This window comes from Chloroflexus sp. MS-G (assembly GCF_000735195.1).
Taxonomy (GTDB): Bacteria; Chloroflexota; Chloroflexia; order Chloroflexales; family Chloroflexaceae; genus Chloroflexus.
In genome coordinates, this window is the sequence record NZ_JPIM01000039.1 from 1 (window position 1) to 16,117 (window position 16,117).

General features: G+C 55.1%; 12 protein-coding genes. 5 read left to right on the forward strand and 7 right to left on the reverse strand.

The features are described from left to right. Positions 1-342: 342 nt before the first annotated feature. The 5 genes from JE47_RS0108935 to JE47_RS0108955 form a co-directional block, all read right to left on the reverse strand. A complete protein-coding gene (locus JE47_RS0108935) occupies positions 343-918 on the reverse strand; it encodes an ANTAR domain-containing response regulator (RefSeq protein ID WP_012257866.1) in 576 nt (191 codons plus the stop codon). Between the two features lie 136 nt (positions 919-1,054). After that, complete coding sequence (locus JE47_RS0108940; protein ID WP_081910007.1) at positions 1,055-3,769, reverse strand: CapA family protein; 2,715 nt, start codon at positions 3,767-3,769, stop codon at positions 1,055-1,057. 85 nt (positions 3,770-3,854) lie between these two features. Then, on the reverse strand, positions 3,855-4,691 hold the full coding sequence (locus JE47_RS0108945; protein ID WP_031459423.1) for a metal ABC transporter permease: 837 nt from the start codon (positions 4,689-4,691) through the stop codon (positions 3,855-3,857). Further along, on the reverse strand, positions 4,688-5,521 hold the full coding sequence (locus tag JE47_RS0108950; protein ID WP_152556030.1) for a metal ABC transporter ATP-binding protein: 834 nt from the start codon (positions 5,519-5,521) through the stop codon (positions 4,688-4,690). Before JE47_RS0108950 ends, JE47_RS0108945 begins: the two co-directional genes overlap by 4 nt. A gap of 111 nt (positions 5,522-5,632) precedes the next feature. After that, positions 5,633-6,730: a metal ABC transporter solute-binding protein, Zn/Mn family gene (locus JE47_RS0108955; RefSeq protein WP_031459425.1), complete on the reverse strand. Its 1,098-nt coding sequence runs from the start codon at positions 6,728-6,730 to the stop codon at positions 5,633-5,635. A gap of 410 nt (positions 6,731-7,140) precedes the next feature. On the opposite strand from JE47_RS0108955, the gene JE47_RS0108960 reads away from it, so the two are divergent. Beyond that, positions 7,141-8,112 (forward strand): GDP-mannose 4,6-dehydratase, encoded by a 972-nt coding sequence (locus tag JE47_RS0108960; protein ID WP_031459426.1) that lies wholly within the window; start codon positions 7,141-7,143, stop codon positions 8,110-8,112. A 5-nt stretch (positions 8,113-8,117) separates the two neighbouring features. Next, positions 8,118-8,993: a 16S rRNA (cytidine(1402)-2'-O)-methyltransferase gene (gene rsmI / locus JE47_RS0108965; RefSeq protein WP_031459427.1), complete on the forward strand. Its 876-nt coding sequence runs from the start codon at positions 8,118-8,120 to the stop codon at positions 8,991-8,993. A gap of 290 nt (positions 8,994-9,283) precedes the next feature. Here the strand turns inward: rsmI and JE47_RS0108970 are convergent, their stop codons facing one another. After that, on the reverse strand, positions 9,284-10,351 hold the full coding sequence (locus tag JE47_RS0108970; RefSeq protein ID WP_031459428.1) for a glucose-1-phosphate thymidylyltransferase: 1,068 nt from the start codon (positions 10,349-10,351) through the stop codon (positions 9,284-9,286). A gap of 234 nt (positions 10,352-10,585) precedes the next feature. Between JE47_RS0108970 and JE47_RS0108975 the strand changes: the two genes are divergently transcribed. From JE47_RS0108975 to JE47_RS0108985, 3 genes are all read left to right on the forward strand, one after another. Next, positions 10,586-11,479, forward strand: a complete 894-nt coding sequence (locus tag JE47_RS0108975) for a dihydrodipicolinate synthase family protein (protein WP_031459429.1) — start codon at positions 10,586-10,588, stop codon at positions 11,477-11,479. Between the two features lie 105 nt (positions 11,480-11,584). Then, complete coding sequence (locus JE47_RS0108980; protein ID WP_031459430.1) at positions 11,585-12,640, forward strand: 3-deoxy-7-phosphoheptulonate synthase; 1,056 nt, start codon at positions 11,585-11,587, stop codon at positions 12,638-12,640. Between the two features lie 606 nt (positions 12,641-13,246). Continuing rightward, entirely contained in the window at positions 13,247-14,662 is a 1,416-nt protein-coding gene (locus tag JE47_RS0108985; protein WP_031459431.1) for an ammonium transporter, read from the forward strand. Between the two features lie 265 nt (positions 14,663-14,927). Here JE47_RS0108985 and JE47_RS0108990 read toward each other — a convergent pair whose 3' ends face one another. Further along, positions 14,928-15,770, reverse strand: coding sequence for an ECF transporter S component (locus JE47_RS0108990; RefSeq protein ID WP_035419255.1), 843 nt, complete (start codon positions 15,768-15,770; stop codon positions 14,928-14,930). Positions 15,771-16,117 lie beyond the last annotated feature (347 nt).

Sequence of the window (16,117 nt, forward strand, 5' to 3'; positions counted from 1 at the left end):
ACTGCGGGAGAGGGGTGATTGTGGTCTCGGCATCGTTGTAAGACGCAGGCGCAGAGTTGCCACTGCTCCGCTCCCATCCCCCTCTTCCGCTCCCCGTGTGGGAGGGGACGGGGCTGGGGGGAAGGTGAGGGCCGCCAGGCGTGCTCTACAGCACCGGCGCTGAAATCGTTGCAACCCTGTCCCAGCACGTCGCGGAGCCGCATACGTTGCCCGCCACTGTTTCCCTGACCATCATATCGATGTCATGGTCGAGACTCATCAACAGCCCAGGTTTTTGATCACGTATCAGGTGCCCACTTTGCGTTGGTCGTGTATCGGATGAAACCGGTCACTTGATGCACATTAAATCTCGTGTGCCAGCAAGATCGCCTGCGCAATCTCCTTCATCGACTTGCGGGTATTCATCGAGAGTTGCTGAATCTTGCGGAATGCTTCAGCTTCCTTCAAGCCCTGGGTATCCATCAAGATACCTTTGGCCCGTTCAACCAGTTTGCGCGTCTCGAGCGTCTCTTTCAGGTCGGCAACCTGGCGATCCATCTCCAGGAATTCTTGATAACGGGCAATGGCAATCTCGATGGCCGGCAGTAATTCGGCTTCACGGAACGGCTTGACGATATAGTTCACTACACCGGCTTCTTTTGCCCGCTCGACCAAATCACGATCCGAATACGCAGTCAGCAACAACACCGGTGCAATCTTCTCTTCGGTCAGGATGCGCGCAGCCTGGATACCGTCGAGTTTCGGCATTTTGATGTCCATGAGTACCAGGTCAGGACGCAACTCACGCGCAAGGTTAATGACGCTCACACCATCGCCGGCTTCGCCGACGACCAGATAGCCGAGACTGACAAGCGTCTCTTTCAGGTTCATACGGATGATCGACTCATCATCGGCGATTACCAGTCGCGTCTGCGGCATATGCTCTTCTCCTCTATATTGACTGACAACCTGTTACAGGCCGTAAAGTACATTGATCGGGGTTGATGCGTGCAGTATATCATCCAATTGTTTGCCGATCAACTATCTGGCCCAATTTTGTGCCTAACCGACACTATTATATCCCAAGCAGTTCCCGTAGCAGGTCATCGTCGTTGGTCGAGCGCACCGGTTTTGCGCCAGACAACACATGCTCATCAAGACGGCTCTCTACCCGCCGCTCCTGATCAGTCGTCGGCTCGGCCAGAACACTCTCATCGAGACGGCGCGTCGTCCGCCGATCATCCTCGTGATTCGCCTGACCTGCTGGCCACGTTGCAGGAGATTGATCCGGCGCCGAGGCGGTCTCGGCCCCGGCCAACTCACTCTGCCAGCGTGCGCGCTCGGTCGGCGGGACATCAGCGGCTGTTTCGTCAACCAGGGGGCCAAGCTCGGCCAGCCAGCGTTCTCGTTCAGCGGCGGGTAGATCGCCCCAGTCTACCGGCTGTTCGGTGCTATACCCGGCCTGCTGTCGCCCGGTAGTTGGCCCACTATCGGGTTCGTCGAACCATTCCGCCAATTCATTGTCCATCAGTGACGGGCCTTTAGGGGACTGCTGGACAGCACCCTGTGGTAAGGTTGGTAGTGCCTGATCAGGATCAGGCACTGTCTGTGCATGACTCTGGGTTTGAGGTGCCGATGTTACCGGCGCAGCCTGCGCAGATGACAGGGTTCGCACAGGACGACGCCACGCCGGCCCCTTCGCGGTTGTCGTGTGATCGGCGTTCTTACGCTTGAAGAAGCGACTCAGCCATGAGCGTTGATCCTTCATCAGCGGTGGTGGGACCTCGTCTTCGGCAGTAGGTGATGACACAGTAGCGGGTCGCCGCACAAAACCCTGTAGTTGCTCGCGCCATGCCTCAAAGCGAGTGGCTACCGTTCTTGATGGCGAGGGCCTGGAACTATCGGCGGCTCGGTATCCACTGCGGCGGTGAGATAAGCTGCTCAGGTAAGCATAGTGCTCGCTGAAACGGTACAGATCGTAGAGAGCGTACAAAATCAGCGCGATCAGCAAGAAAATCAGGACGAAAATCAAGAACAGAGTCAAGGAAAAACCATCACCGCTGCTCTGCGCCGCCCTGTCAAGCGCAGTTGGTACATCTGTCGGTACCGCAGTTGTCAGCAAGGTGTTTGTCGTCGGGGCCACGGCAGCCGGACACAGCACACGCACCGTCTGCGCGCCAACTTCCCGCCCCAGTAACCCCAAGCGCACCTGCCAGAGCGGATCGTCAGGCAGCGGAGCAGCCGGATCAAGCTCAAAACGAGCACGCTCAAAGTACTGAACAACAATATTTCGCCCCGTGTTGGGGTCACGTTCGCTCAATGCACCGCTGATTGGATAGCCAAAGAGACTTATCCCGCCGTACCGTTCGTAAAAACTCCGAAAACGAGGATCAGCAAACGCCTGCGGATCGCTTAGATCGGTGCGTGGCACAACCGGCTGATCAGGATAGGTAAGCCGCAATGCCACAACACCCAAATGTGAACCGAGTACCCGATTCGGCCAATCGTTGTTCAAGTGCAACTCCAATCGCTGACGTTCCGTGTAGAGCACCGCTACCTCTTGCCGACAATCTCCGGCTAATTCGCGGGTCACTGCACCCAACGGTAGGCCAAGTAATGCAATACCCTCGATTAGCGAACGGGCCTGCTCGCCGCCGAAGGTCTGGTAAAAGCGGGCAAAATCACCGCTGATCGGGGTTTGCGGCGCTTCTGGCAATATCAGTGGCGGGCAAACTTCAATCTTTCCGGTTGGTGGTATGGGCTGCACCAGGTGCAATTGCCCTGGATCGCCCAAGCGGATAGATAATTCACGGGGTACCGCTGATAACGGCGTCGGTCCGCGATTCCCCTGACCGGGCGTGATGGGTAGATAGCGCATACCGGTTAGCCGGGCAGAACCATCTTCATCGCGTGTTACACCGACGTAAATCAATGCAGCCGACGTCGCCGTTGCGCTTACCAGATCGCCCGCCGAGAAGATCACCAGACCCTCGCGATCAGCGGCGCGCACCCAATCAATCGTTGCCAGCTCACCGGGAATACTGCCGATCACCAAATCTGCGCCACTTGCAATTAAATAACGTGCCGCATTGACACGAGCCTGCACCGGATCGGGATCGAGTGGCTGACTCCATGCCGCCATCACCACCACCAGATCGGTCTCACGGCGCGCCTGTTCAATCGCAGCTACAATCGTCGGCAGCACACCTGCGGAATCGGCTAACAGGTTGAGCTGGCCCTGCGGATCGGCATTCCCATCAAGACCCCAGGTAGCACTCAGGAAACCAATCGTTAATGGCGACTGTGGGTGGGGAATAGTTACTTTCAAAAATGGCGGTTTTGTTTCGCCAGCGCCAGTAGCACCATGTTGAAAAATGCCGTAACGCGCTAGCGTTTGCAAGGTGGCATCAACTCCTGATGGTCCGCGATCTAGCAGACGAGGATGTGCGGCGCCTAGCAACAACAGGTTGTGCTCGGCCAGAGCCGCGGCCAATGCCGGAAGCGGCCCACCGGCCAGTGGCCCGGCCAGGGTTGCGATGCCCAAATCAGCAGCCGTAAAAAACGGTCGCAGCGGCGCAAATGCTTCGGCATAGCTGGGTGTCTCAATACCACCAGGGTTTAGAGCGTCAGGGACAATTGCTCCGGCAATTGCTAACGTATATTGAACGGTGTCGCCTGCACCACAGCGGTTAAGCGCAGACCGTGGTCCCTCCGGCGGCTGCGCAGCGACAACCGGAGACCAAAGAACCGTCAATAGCAGCAGTACAAGAAGCGCCAGCCGACCTGTCATTGTCACCTCACCCCCGCCGGTACATCTATCGGCAGAGATTGCTGTCAGGCGATAGGAACCCGACTGCAACAATTGTACTACAGGATCAGCTATTCCGGCGAAGCAGACGTGAACCGGCCCATGCAAGGATGAACATCAAGGTACTAACTAGCACAATCGCGGCGCCCGAGGCAATACTGAAGTAATATGAAGCGTACAGCCCCACGACACCGGCGAGCATCGCCAGCAAGGCTGCCATTATCATCATAGAGTGCATGCGATGGGTAAAAAGTGCTGCTGTTGCCGGTGGGGTAACGAGCACTGCTAGCGTCAGCGCCACTCCAACTGTCTGGATCGCAACCACAATCGCGATGGCAAGCAGGATCAGCAAAAGCAGATCGAAGGCCTGTACCGGCAAGCGCAAAGTCGCGGCTAACACCGGATCGAAGGTCACAACCATCAACTCCTTGTAAAAGAGAACTATCGCAGCGATCACAACCGTACCAAACAGGGCAATGCGCCAGAGATCATGCTCACTCACGCCTAAAATATTGCCAAACAGAAAGTGCGAGAGATCAACCGCCGAATTCCGCACGGTTGAGATCAACGCCACCCCTAGCGCAAACATCGCAGCAAAGACAATACCAATTGCTGTATCCTCACGAATTCGGGCAGCGCGACTGACGACCCCTATCGAGAGCGAGCTGATTATCGCCGCCCCCAATGCCCACCAGAAGAGTGCTCCTCGATTGGCACCATTGACCAGGTAACCCACGGCAATGCCGGGCAAAATGGTATGGGCCAGCGCATCACCCAGGAAGGCCATTCCCCGCAACACCACATACACGCCAACCACGGCACAGACGGTTCCAACCAACAGCGCTGCGATCAGACCACGCTGCATAAACGCATAATTGAGGGGAGCAGTCAAAACATCGATCATAGGGTGTTGTCCAGAGAAGGATTACAGCAACTATCGGCCACGGTGAGCAGGCCATCACCACTGCTCAGGAGATGCAAATGACCACCATAGGTCGCAACGAGATTGGCAGCGGTAAATGCTTCGCGGGCCGGCGCAAACGCAATGAGAGTGCGATTGAGCAACATCACCCGATCAAAATAGCGAGCCGCTTGTTGTAAGTCATGCAGTGCCGTTAAGACTGTGACACCCTCTTGACGCAACGTGACCAACGCCCGAAATATCTCGTCCTGCGAAGGAATATCTAAACCGACCAGCGGTTCATCCATCAATAATAATCGTGCTTCTTGGGCCAGTGCGCGCGCCAGAAAGACCCGTTGCTGTTGACCACCCGATAACTGCCCAATCTGACGGTTGGCAAAGGCGGCCAACCCAACTCGCTCGAGCGCCCGCTGAGCCAGTAATCGATCATGACGTGAAGGACGACGAAACAGCCCAATCCGCCCAACACGACCCATCAGGACCACGTCAATGACTGAGACAGGAAAGCGCCAGTCGATTTGCAGACGTTGCGGTACATATGCTATCTCGTTAGGGGTAATGCGATCGGCGCCGAAATAGAAAATAGTACCGGACGAAACCGGCTGAAGACCGGCAATCGCCTTGAGTAGGGTACTCTTTCCAGCGCCGTTTGGCCCCACGATTGCCACCTGTTCACCAACATTGATAGTGGCAGAAATATCGTGCAGAGCCTCGTGCTGGCGATAATGCACGGTCACATGATGCAGGCTCAGAGCTGGCACTGCCGCTACCTGAGCAACATCTCTCCTAACAGAAACAGACGGCTCCATCATAAATGAGTTTCTCCGCATGTAGTGTAGCATCATCTGATGCCCAAACCAGCGCAACGTCGGTTAGGACCGTTAACGAAACCGACGCTGCTGGTATTGTACGCCAGAATGCAACTATCCGCGCAGACCATCAACAATCGTCTGCACATTAAAGCGCATATAGTCGATGTACGTTGCCCCCGGCCCGTCTGCATCGGTTAGCGACTCGGTGAGCACCGTAAAGATGCGCACACCCGTATCACGGGCAATCTGTTCTGCTAGTTGTTTATTGGCAATATCACCAACGAAGATAGCAGGTACGCTATAATCGGCAATCATGTCTTGCAACGCAGCAAGTTCTTGGGCCGAAGGTGAAGCACTGGTGCTCACACCGGGAATGATCGATCCCAATTGCCGTAAACCGTAGCGATCAGCCATATACCCGAAGATGATGTGGTCAGCGACAATCAAGCGACGCTCGGCAGGAATGGCCGCAAATTGCTCTGCAATCCAGCGATCAAGTTCATCGAGCTGGCTCCGGTACGCAGCCGCCCGCGCAGCATAAGTATCAGCATTGGTCGGGTCAAGGCGACTCAGAGTCGCGTAAATCACCTCTACCCAGGCCTTCACATTGTTCGGATCCATCCAGGTATGAGGATCGACAGTGCCAGCACCGTGTTCATCACTGTGCTCGTCACTATGCTTATCACTGTGCTCGTCACTATGTTCGTCGCCGTGCGTATGCCCTCCAACTTCCTCCTCACTCAGGGTACGCAGAGTCAGATTCTCCGACAGGGCCACCACTTCAGCCTTCGTCCCTGAACTTGCGATCAGGCGATCAAGAAACTCTTCGTAGCCGACCCCTACGGTAAAAATAATCTGGGCAGCACTGACTCGGGCCAAATCCGCAGGTGAAGGCTCGTAGCTGTGCCCATCCGCTCCAATCGGTACAATAGTCTCAACCTGCACCAATTCACCGCCAACTTGACGCACAACGTCAGCAACGATGCTCGTACTTGCCATCACCATAAGAGGAGCTGCCGGAGCGGTAGTTGGCTGTGCCATTGATGCCGTTGCTGTAGGCTCCGCTGGGGCACTAGTAGGCTGTGCCATTGATGCCGTTGCTGTAGGCTCCGCTGGGGCACTGGTAGGCTGGCTTGCCGGCGCCTGCCCACATGCAGCAATCAGGAATGCGCCGATCAGTAGTATCACAATCTGTCGAATACGCTGCATAGCTTCCTCCTTCAACCTTAATGAAACATTGTTTCAAGAGATGTTATACTCTACCTGGGTATTGATTGTCAAATCAGTGATTGTTGCTTCCATCACGTATTTCCATATGCAAAAGTAGAGGCCCGGCGCCCCGTGCTCCTAGCAGTGCTGTACCGCCGATGGTGTCAAGGCAGGGGATGATGGTCGGGGGATAGGACGTGGATGGCGGAACGGTAGGGGCGGAACATGTTTCGCCCCTTCCTAAATGCCATCGAACCAGTCAACGCCATTGTTCCCGTTCATACCGTTGATACGGTCAATGCGAGCGATTCGGGTATGACGGTAGCAGTTCGATCAATGTCGGCAGTACCGTACCCCATCCGTTCCCCCAAACGTGGTATGATAGCCACGATTGCAATTCTGGAGGCGTTATGCGGGTCTTGATTACCGGTATTACCGGACCGGTGGGAAGTTTTCTGGCCGACTATCTGTTAACCATTCCTGGGCTAGAGATACATGCCTTTAAGCGTTGGCGGAGCGATCCGCGACCGATTGAGCATTTGTTGGGAAAGATCACCATTCACGAAGGTGACATTGAAGATGCGTTTTCGGTAGATCGAGCAGTTGCTACCGCGCGTCCAGATCGAATTTTTCACCTGGCCGCCCAGAGCTATCCGAGTGCTTCGTGGGATGCACCAATTTTAACTATGCGGGCAAATGTCGAGGGTACCTTGAACCTGCTCGAAGCAGCGCGTCGCCATGTTCCCCATGCCCGTATCCACATTGCCGGCACCAGTGCCGAATATGGGCCGGTGCGGCCTGACGAAGTGCCAATAAGTGAGGAACATCCGCTACGCCCGGCCAGCCCGTATGGAGTAAGCAAAGTCGCCGCCGAACTGAGCGGCCTTCAATATCACGCCAGTTATGGGATGCATGTAATCGTTACTCGATCGTTCAACCATGTTGGACCGCGGCAGGGTGATCGCTGCTCGATCCAAACGTTCTGCCGTCAGATGGCCCTGATCGAGGCCGGGAAACAGGCACCAATTATGTATGTCGGGAACCTATCACCGAAGCGTGATTTTACCCATACGCGCGATGTGGCACGCGCTCTCTGGTTGCTCCTCGAGCACGGTGTTCCGGGCGAAGTGTACAATCTCTGTTCGGGAAACGCTGTCCGGATCGGTGATATTGTTGATATGGTGGTTGCAATGGGGCGTGTACCGGTCACGGTGCAGGTTGATCCCTCTCGCCTGCGTCCGGTCGATGAACCCATCTTGCAAGGCGACAATCGCAAACTACGGGCTGCCACCGGTTGGCAACCTGAGATTGGCATTGAGCAGATCGTTGCCGAAGTGCTTGACTACTGGCGTCAGCAATTGGCGATCACCGACGGGCGATAAGCAATATGGGCACTCTCTACATTGTTGCGACCCCAATTGGCAACCTTGAAGATATTACTCTTCGCGCCCTCCGCATCTTGCGCGAAGTTCGGCTGATCGCTGCCGAAGATACACGTCATACGCGCATCTTGCTCGATCATTATCAGATCAATACACCATGTATTTCGTATCACGAGCACAACAAACTCACCCGACGCGATGAGATTCTTGCGGCCTTAAACAGCGGTGATGTAGCGTTGGTTTCTGACGCCGGTACACCGGCGATTGCCGATCCCGGCCAGGAACTAGTTCAGGCGTGTCTGGCCGCTGGTCATACGATCACACCTGTGCCTGGCCCTAGCGCACCCATCGCTGCGCTGGTGGCATCGGGTATGGCAACCGACCGCTTTGCCTTTATCGGCTTTCTCCCCCGTCAGCAGCGCGAACGGCGTGAGCTACTGCAAGAAATCGCCGATCTTACCCTGACTGTGATCTGTTTCGAGACCCCGCACCGTCTGCTTGAGACACTAGCAGACATAGATACCATTCTTGGTCAGCGTCAACTGGCGGTCGCCAACGACCTGACCAAGCGCTTCGAGGCAATCTTCCGTGGTACAGCAGCGGAGCTACTGACTCACTTTGCCCATCAGATGCCCCGTGGTGAATTTACCATCGTGATCGCTGGGGCCGAGGTAGCAGCCACCCGTAAACGTGATCGCCAACGTTTACGTACCGTTCCGCCAACTGTTGATTCGGCAGTGATTGCAGCTCACTTACAACGATTGCGCGCCGCAGGGTTGAGCGGCAGCGCCGCTGTACGCCAGACGGCCCAGGAACTCGGGGTGGCGAAAAATACCGTCTACGCGATCTGGCTGGAGATAGCCGCTGACGAAACTGCGTAAGACCGGCTCAAAACAAGAGTATGGTGGCGTTTTCGGTGCCATTCGCTGAACACGATTCAGCAACCGATGAATAGCACTCATCAATTCAAGGGTGGTAGAGTATCGCTGGCATCACCTTGCCCAGGGGCAGGGAAACCCGCCCCTACGCACATGATGAGCGAGCTAAGAGGGGTAGGGCAGACCACCCCCAACGAGAAGCTATGACATCCGCTCGCACGGCGGTCAGGTCAGGAGTCTATACCACGCTATCCCACTGGAGGGGAGAGTAAAAACTTTGGAAAACCTCCGCTTCACAACACGCCAACCGTACTATTGTCGCCCAGCATAAAGCGGTACGCCTTCGGGCGCAACGGACTACGGGTAATCTCCACGTTCCGCCCGATCAAGCTATCTTCCAGGCGATGCGGGAGACCACGGATGGTACAGTATTCAAGCACAATACTGTGCTCAATTTCGCATTCTTCGATGTGACAGTGGTGATAAATTGAGGTAAACGGGCCAACATACGCATTCACAATCCGCGTATGCTCGCCGATAATCGCTGGCCCACGGATCGTACTGTTAATGATCTCAGCCCCTGGCTCGATAATCACCTTCCCGATAAGCTGCGAGTCGCGATCCACATACCCATGTACGGCAGGTTCAAGCTCTTCAAGGACAAGACGATTCGCCTCGAGCATGTCATCCTTTTTACCGGTATCGATCCACCACCCTTCATGAACGTAGGGATAGACCCGATAGCCGTTGCTAACCAGCCACTGAATCGCATCGGTGATCTCAAGCTCACCGCGTGCCGATGGTCGGATCGCCTCAACCGCTTCAAAAATGTGGTGGTCGAACATATAGATACCAACCAATGCGAGATCAGACTTCGGCTCGCGCGGCTTCTCAACTAGGCGCACAACACGCCCGTCGTCATCGAGTTCCGCTACGCCAAACGAGCGTGGGTCACTTACCTTCTTCAGTACAATTTGGGCATTGTAATCACTCTGCCCAAATTGCTCGATCAATGAGCTGATCCCGCCTTGAATACAGTTATCACCCAGAAACATCACAAACCGTTCATCTCCGAGAAACTCGCGACTGATCTTTACGGCATGGGCCAGCCCAAGCGGCGCTTCTTGCGGGATGTAGGAAATCTTTACTCCCCAGCGCCGACCATTGCCCACTGCTGCCCGAATCTCATCGCCCGTATCACCGATGACGATACCAATATCGGTAATCCCCGCATCACGGATCGCCTCAATAACCCGAAAAAGTACCGGCTTATTTGCGACCGGTACCAGTTGTTTCGCACTGGTATACGTGATCGGTCGCAGTCGGGTTCCTTTACCACCGCTGAGCACAAGACCTTTCATAGACCGCCTTCTTGGTTCGTGTACATCTGCATGTCCTCGCCGGTTGATTCTACACCATGTATCGTAAACGGCAACTTATGGTAGAGTGAAGCCAGCGGAAAGGCAGCCTGGCCTCTCCTGAGATGATTGGTATCTACCGGTTATCAGGAAGATGATCACGACGACAAAGGATGTGGCTGTACACTTTTTGTATGGCATTAGACAGGTATCAACACGGTGAAAGGAGATACGACAATGGCAGACATTCGTGGCATCATCAGTGCAATGCTTACCCCCTTTGTTAGCGATGTTGGACCGGTCGATTACGAATGGCTTCCGGGATACCTGCGTTTCCTGGCTGATGGCGGTTTACACGGGGTATTGGCGCTAGGAACAACCGGCGAAGGACCCTCCATGAGTGTTGCCGAACGGATTCGCACGCTTGAAATCATTATGGCCCACCGTGGTGAACTGAGTGTTATTGCCGGCACCGGCTGCGCAGCGCTTACCGATACGATAGCGCTCAGTCGTGCTGCGGTAGACCTGGGTGTTGACGCAATTCTGGTGATGCCACCATTTTACATCAAGCAACCGAGCGAGGCTGGGATTCTCGCCTACTTCCGGGCGCTGTGCGATGCGCTACCGGCCGAAGCACGGGTCATGCTCTACCATATTCCACAAGTCACTGGCGTGCCTATCACTACTCCTATTATTGACGGCCTGCTAGCAAGCCATGGCGAACAGTTTTACGGTATAAAAGACAGTAGCGGTGATTGGGAACACTCTAAAATGCTGATCGATCGTTATCCCCAGTTGCGCATCTTCACCGGGAGCGACCGTCTCATCGCCCGTGCGCTGGCTGGCGGTGCGGCAGGCGCAATTACAGCCCTCTCTAGCGCCTTCCCGAAACTGGCCCGTGCCGTCTTCGATGCCTTCCACCAGGGTGGTGACGTTTCGGCAGCTCAGGCCCGGCTCAGCGCAGTGCGCGACCTGATTGATCCGATCAATACACCACCCGCACTCAAAGCCGCCTTGACCTGGACGAGTGACTTGCCGGAAACAGCCCTGCGCTTGCCACTCATGCCATTAAGCAATGAGGAAGTAACTGCGCTACGAGTAGCTTATGAGCGGATTATGACCGGCTCGTGAGGAGCTGAAAATCGTCTACCGGCAGTAACCTACCTTAATATGGAGAGCACGAAACCGCGTTATACTTCATTTTGACCAGAAACTATAGGAGAAACCGTTAGTCGTATGAGCCAGACTCCATTAGCAAACCTACACGTTCGCGAACTTACGCCACTCATGCCACCGCGAACGCTGAAGAACGAGCTACCCATCACGCCGACCGCAGCCCAGACGGTCGCCGAAACACGAGCGGCGATCCGACGCATCTTGCGCGGTGAAGACCATCGCCGCATCATGGTTGTTGGTCCGTGCTCGATCCACGATCCCGAAGCTGCTCTTGAATATGCCCGCCGCTTACAGGCATTGCAGGAACCACTAGGCGATCAGCTCCTGATCGTGATGCGCACTTACCTCGAAAAACCGCGCACCACCGTAGGTTGGCGTGGGCTGATTAACGACCCACATCTCGATGGATCATTTGATATGGCTGCGGGACTACGGATTGCGCGCCAACTATTACTCGCCATTAACGAGCTGGGTGTGCCGGTGGCAACCGAAATGCTCGACCCAATCAGCCCACAATATCTTGACGACCAGATCAGTCTGGCAACCATTGGCGCCCGTACCAGTGAAGCTCAAACGCATCGCGCATTAGCTAGTGGTGTCTCGATGCCGGTTGGGTTCAAGAATGGCACCGATGGCGGTATTCAGGTAGCGGTGAATGCCTGCGTTTCAGCAGCGGTTCCACACAGCTTTCTAGGGATCGATGAAGACGGACGCAGTGCGGTGGTACGCACGACCGGTAATCCCGACAGCTTCGTGATCTTGCGGGGTGGTCGTTATGGCCCAAACTATCACCTGGAATACATTGTGCAGGCAACCCGTCTCATGCGCGAGGCCGAACGCACTCCGGCAGTGATGATCGACTGTAGCCATGCTAACTCTGGTGGTGATTTCCGTCGTCAGGAAGCTGTTTGGCAGACAGTCCTCGGCTACATGGTCGAGGAGTCGCTGCCGATTATCGGGATGATGCTTGAAAGTAATCTCTTCGAGGGCAAACAACCACTGGTCGCCGACCGCAGCGCTCTGCGTTACGGTGTGTCACTTACCGATGGCTGTGTTGGTTGGGATACAACCGAACGGCTGCTCCACGAAGCTCATCTGGCTCTTGCACGAAGGTAACCAGAGGGAGAAGTGAGAAGGTAGGGGCGGGTTCCCCTACCTGCCCACAGTGATGTACGATGGTAATCCCAGGATGAGCAATGATGCGGATGCGGTAGTGTCGATCCCTGGCATTGTAACGACCAGGGGCTGATGTTATCCGATTATGATGCACCCTCACTGCACCAGTATAGTGATCTGATTTAGACAAAACATCCAATCCCCTCTACACAGATATTGGCACTCCTATCCATTGGCAGCGTCATTAAAGCCTGTTATCATACCAGCGTCTACAAAAGCACAAATAAATGACTGCCACGATGCACTGATAGTAAGGGGGTGAGCGTGCGTTACGCGGACATCTTCTGCATTGTTGCAGCTTGAACCGCTGACGTAAAGAGGAAGATCGCTTTCGAGTAACACCATCATTTGCCCAGTATTCCTTTTACAAGTTCATAGCAAGAGCAATCGGCTTCTTGCGAACGCGATGGTGCCCATTCGGCCTGCGACGAGGCAGAGGCAGATGGTTTGTGCAAAATGTCCAAATGAATGCTGGTCTCTTTCAGAAGACCTTACATTCATCACATGCAGGAGCTGTTTAAGTGCAGGATACAAGGAGTAGTTCACATGAAGCTTGCATGGCGCACAAAGATCGGTCTCGGTCTCGGCTTCGGCCTTGGTCTCTGGTTCATAGGAAGTGGACGCGCTTTTGCTCAGGAAGGACCTACCACTACCGAGCTGGCGGTAGCAATGAACACGTTCTTCCTACTTGTATCTGCTTTCCTGGTCTTCTTTATGCAGGCCGGTTTTGCAATGCTCACGGCCGGTTTGACCCGCTCGAAAAACACCACGAACATCCTGTTTAAGAATTTGATGGACTTCGTAATGTGTTCAATCGCCTTCTGGGCGGTAGGTTGGGGCCTTGCTTACGGCACTTCGGCGGGAGGATTTATCGGCACCGACCAGTTTTTCCTTTCGGCAATCACTGCTGAGGGAGAGGTACCGGTATTAGCAAGCTGGCTCTTCCAGGTCGTGTTTGCCGGTACTGCTGCGACAATTGTCGCCGGTGCAATGGCCGAGCGCACAAAGTTTACCGCGTACCTGGTCTATAGCTTCATTATTTCTCTCTTCATCTATCCGGTCGTTGTACACTGGGTCTGGAGTGGCTCTGGCTGGCTGAATACGTACAGTGGTAGCACCGAGGGCAACTGGGGCTTCACCGACTTTGCCGGTAGCACGGTGGTGCACAGCGTCGGTGGCTGGGCTTCACTGATCGGGGCGATGATCCTTGGTCCACGCCTTGGTCGTTTCGGACCTGATGGCAAGCCGCGAGCGATCCCTGGTCACAATATGTCACTGGCTGCACTTGGCACCTTCATTCTCTGGCTCGGCTGGTTTGGTTTCAACCCCGGTTCACAGTTGGCAATTGCTTCGCAGGGCGATGCTGATGCAGTTGCTATGGTTGCAGTGACGACCAATCTGGCAGCGGCAGCCGGTGCGCTGGGCGCTCTCTTCACCGCCTGGCTGCGCTACGGGAAGCCCGACTTGGGACAGACCCTCAATGGTGTCCTTGGCGGTCTGGTTGCGATTACGGCTGGCTGTGCTTACGTTGATCCGCTGTCGTCAATTATCATTGGCTTCATCGCCGGACCAATCGTCGTCTTCTCGGCTGAACTCCTCGAAAAGCTTAAGATTGATGATCCGGTCGGCGCAGTACCGGTGCACCTGTTTAGTGGTATCTGGGGCACGTTAGCCGTTGGCTTGTTTGCCTCAATTCCTGGCAACACCGGTACGACGGGGTTGTTCTACGGCGGCGGTTTAACACTGCTCATCTCGCAGATTGTCGGTGTGGTGGCAATCGGTCTGTGGACGGTAGCAACTACAGCGCTGATGTTCTTCGCAATCAAGGCCACCATTGGTCTGCGCGTGAGTAAGGAAGAGGAAGAGGCTGGCCTCGATATTGGTGAGCACGGCGTGCAGGCCTATCCCGATCTGGTTGGCACACCGGCAGGCGGTAGCGTGAGTGGCGCGCTGGCTAAGTAGTAGACAAAATATCCCTCTCCTCCTTGCACCCCGCCTCTGTGATGCAGAGGCGGGGGTTTTTATCCCGTCATCCCCATCTGTACAAACCGTGTATGGTGCTCCTTACCGCTATCCTTCAGCAAATGAACCAGGTGCTCAGCCGTGGATGGTGTTTTGATGTTCTCAGCCTCCCCAGCAGCGATGAGAAGAGTGTGAAAAGAAAAGCGAAACAAGCGCAGCAGTGTGCGTAGAAGCGGCAGAGAAACATCCCCCTAGCAGGGCACGGCTAGGATGGAGGTGCATCCTCGACCGTGAACCAAAAGCGGTCACGAAAGCGACGCAATTCTTTGAGCACAGTACGCCCTAAGAGTGCGATCAAGATTGCATTGCCGATGGCCCGTACCGCATCCCATGCCAGCGACGTCACGAGGTAGAAGGTCATATACTGCTGAATTGTCTCGCGCAGACCGCTGCCGGGTATCCAACCCAACTCACCGGGCGGCGCAAATGGCCAGAACCAGAGATTCATCAAACCACCGAAGAGGAATCCCCAACCGTAACCAAAAGCACTGAGGAAGCCAATTTCAACCCATCCCCCTGCACGTAGATACTTTCCCAATCGACCGAGAAGACCGGCGCTCATTCCCATCCAGCCACTGACAAACATTTGAAATGGGAGCCAGGGACCGACACCACCGGTCAACAGTGCCGAAACGAGCAAGGCTAACGCGCCAAGTAGAAAACCAAAACGCGCTCCATAGGTGTAACCAACCAGAATGATGAGAAAAAAGAAGGTCGGTGAGTCGCCCGGCCCGGCCGGTAGCCGTAAGATGGCGACAACCCCGGTGAGCACTCCAAGCACGGCAACCATGCGCGTGTTGAGCCGGCCAGCGCTGAGTTCGGCAATCAAAACGATCAGCAATGCCGGACCAAGGAGGGCAAAGAAGATGGGAGCAGTAGTGGCATGCGCTGCCGTAAAGCCTGTTTCAGCCCGTCCCAGGAAAAAGGGATAGAGAAAAGCAATCGCGCCAAGCATGCAGATCAAGACCAGCACGAGATTGCTGGTGAATGCTGCTAGTCGTTTGAGCGGTCGTAATGCGGTTGGTAACGGTGCTGTCGTGTTGGACATCGTTGCGCTTCTCCAATACGTGTATCTTCCTCATCGCTCTAAGAGTCTATCCGGAATACCCTGTCGCAGAAGAAGATCGGTTGGGGTGCAGCGGCGCTGCGCCCGTACATCTATTATCAGGTTTCATGGGTTCATCCGCTGTACTGTGAGACAATTATTCGGTTAGGCTCTAAGTGTACCCGCTTTAGCAAGGGAACGGTGCTGCTCGTTCATTGTTCCTGTCACCGCGCTGACAAAAGAGGATTACCGTAGCTTGTCCGCCGATCCCCATCTGCTCTCGCATTCCCGTATTGTCGGCGCACTGTATGCCACCGGCAATCACCGTTTGCCTGCCTATCATCTCATTA

Excerpts from the sequence above, each read along its gene's own strand:
- JE47_RS0108955 (WP_031459425.1), bottom strand. The coding sequence starts at position 6,730 with ATGCAGCGTATTCGACAGATTGTGATACTACTGATCGGCGCATTCCTG.
- JE47_RS0108950 (WP_152556030.1), bottom strand. The coding sequence starts at position 5,521 with ATGATGGAGCCGTCTGTTTCTGTTAGGAGAGATGTTGCTCAGGTAGCG.
- JE47_RS0108940 (WP_081910007.1), bottom strand. The coding sequence starts at position 3,769 with ATGACAGGTCGGCTGGCGCTTCTTGTACTGCTGCTATTGACGGTTCTT.
- JE47_RS0108970 (WP_031459428.1), bottom strand. The coding sequence starts at position 10,351 with ATGAAAGGTCTTGTGCTCAGCGGTGGTAAAGGAACCCGACTGCGACCG.
- rsmI (WP_031459427.1), top strand. The coding sequence starts at position 8,118 with ATGGGCACTCTCTACATTGTTGCGACCCCAATTGGCAACCTTGAAGAT.
- JE47_RS0108960 (WP_031459426.1), top strand. The coding sequence starts at position 7,141 with ATGCGGGTCTTGATTACCGGTATTACCGGACCGGTGGGAAGTTTTCTG.
- JE47_RS0108985 (WP_031459431.1), top strand. The coding sequence starts at position 13,247 with ATGAAGCTTGCATGGCGCACAAAGATCGGTCTCGGTCTCGGCTTCGGC.
- JE47_RS0108980 (WP_031459430.1), top strand. The coding sequence starts at position 11,585 with ATGAGCCAGACTCCATTAGCAAACCTACACGTTCGCGAACTTACGCCA.
- JE47_RS0108990 (WP_035419255.1), bottom strand. The coding sequence starts at position 15,770 with ATGTCCAACACGACAGCACCGTTACCAACCGCATTACGACCGCTCAAA.
- JE47_RS0108975 (WP_031459429.1), top strand. The coding sequence starts at position 10,586 with ATGGCAGACATTCGTGGCATCATCAGTGCAATGCTTACCCCCTTTGTT.
- JE47_RS0108945 (WP_031459423.1), bottom strand. The coding sequence starts at position 4,691 with ATGATCGATGTTTTGACTGCTCCCCTCAATTATGCGTTTATGCAGCGT.
- JE47_RS0108935 (WP_012257866.1), bottom strand. The coding sequence starts at position 918 with ATGCCGCAGACGCGACTGGTAATCGCCGATGATGAGTCGATCATCCGT.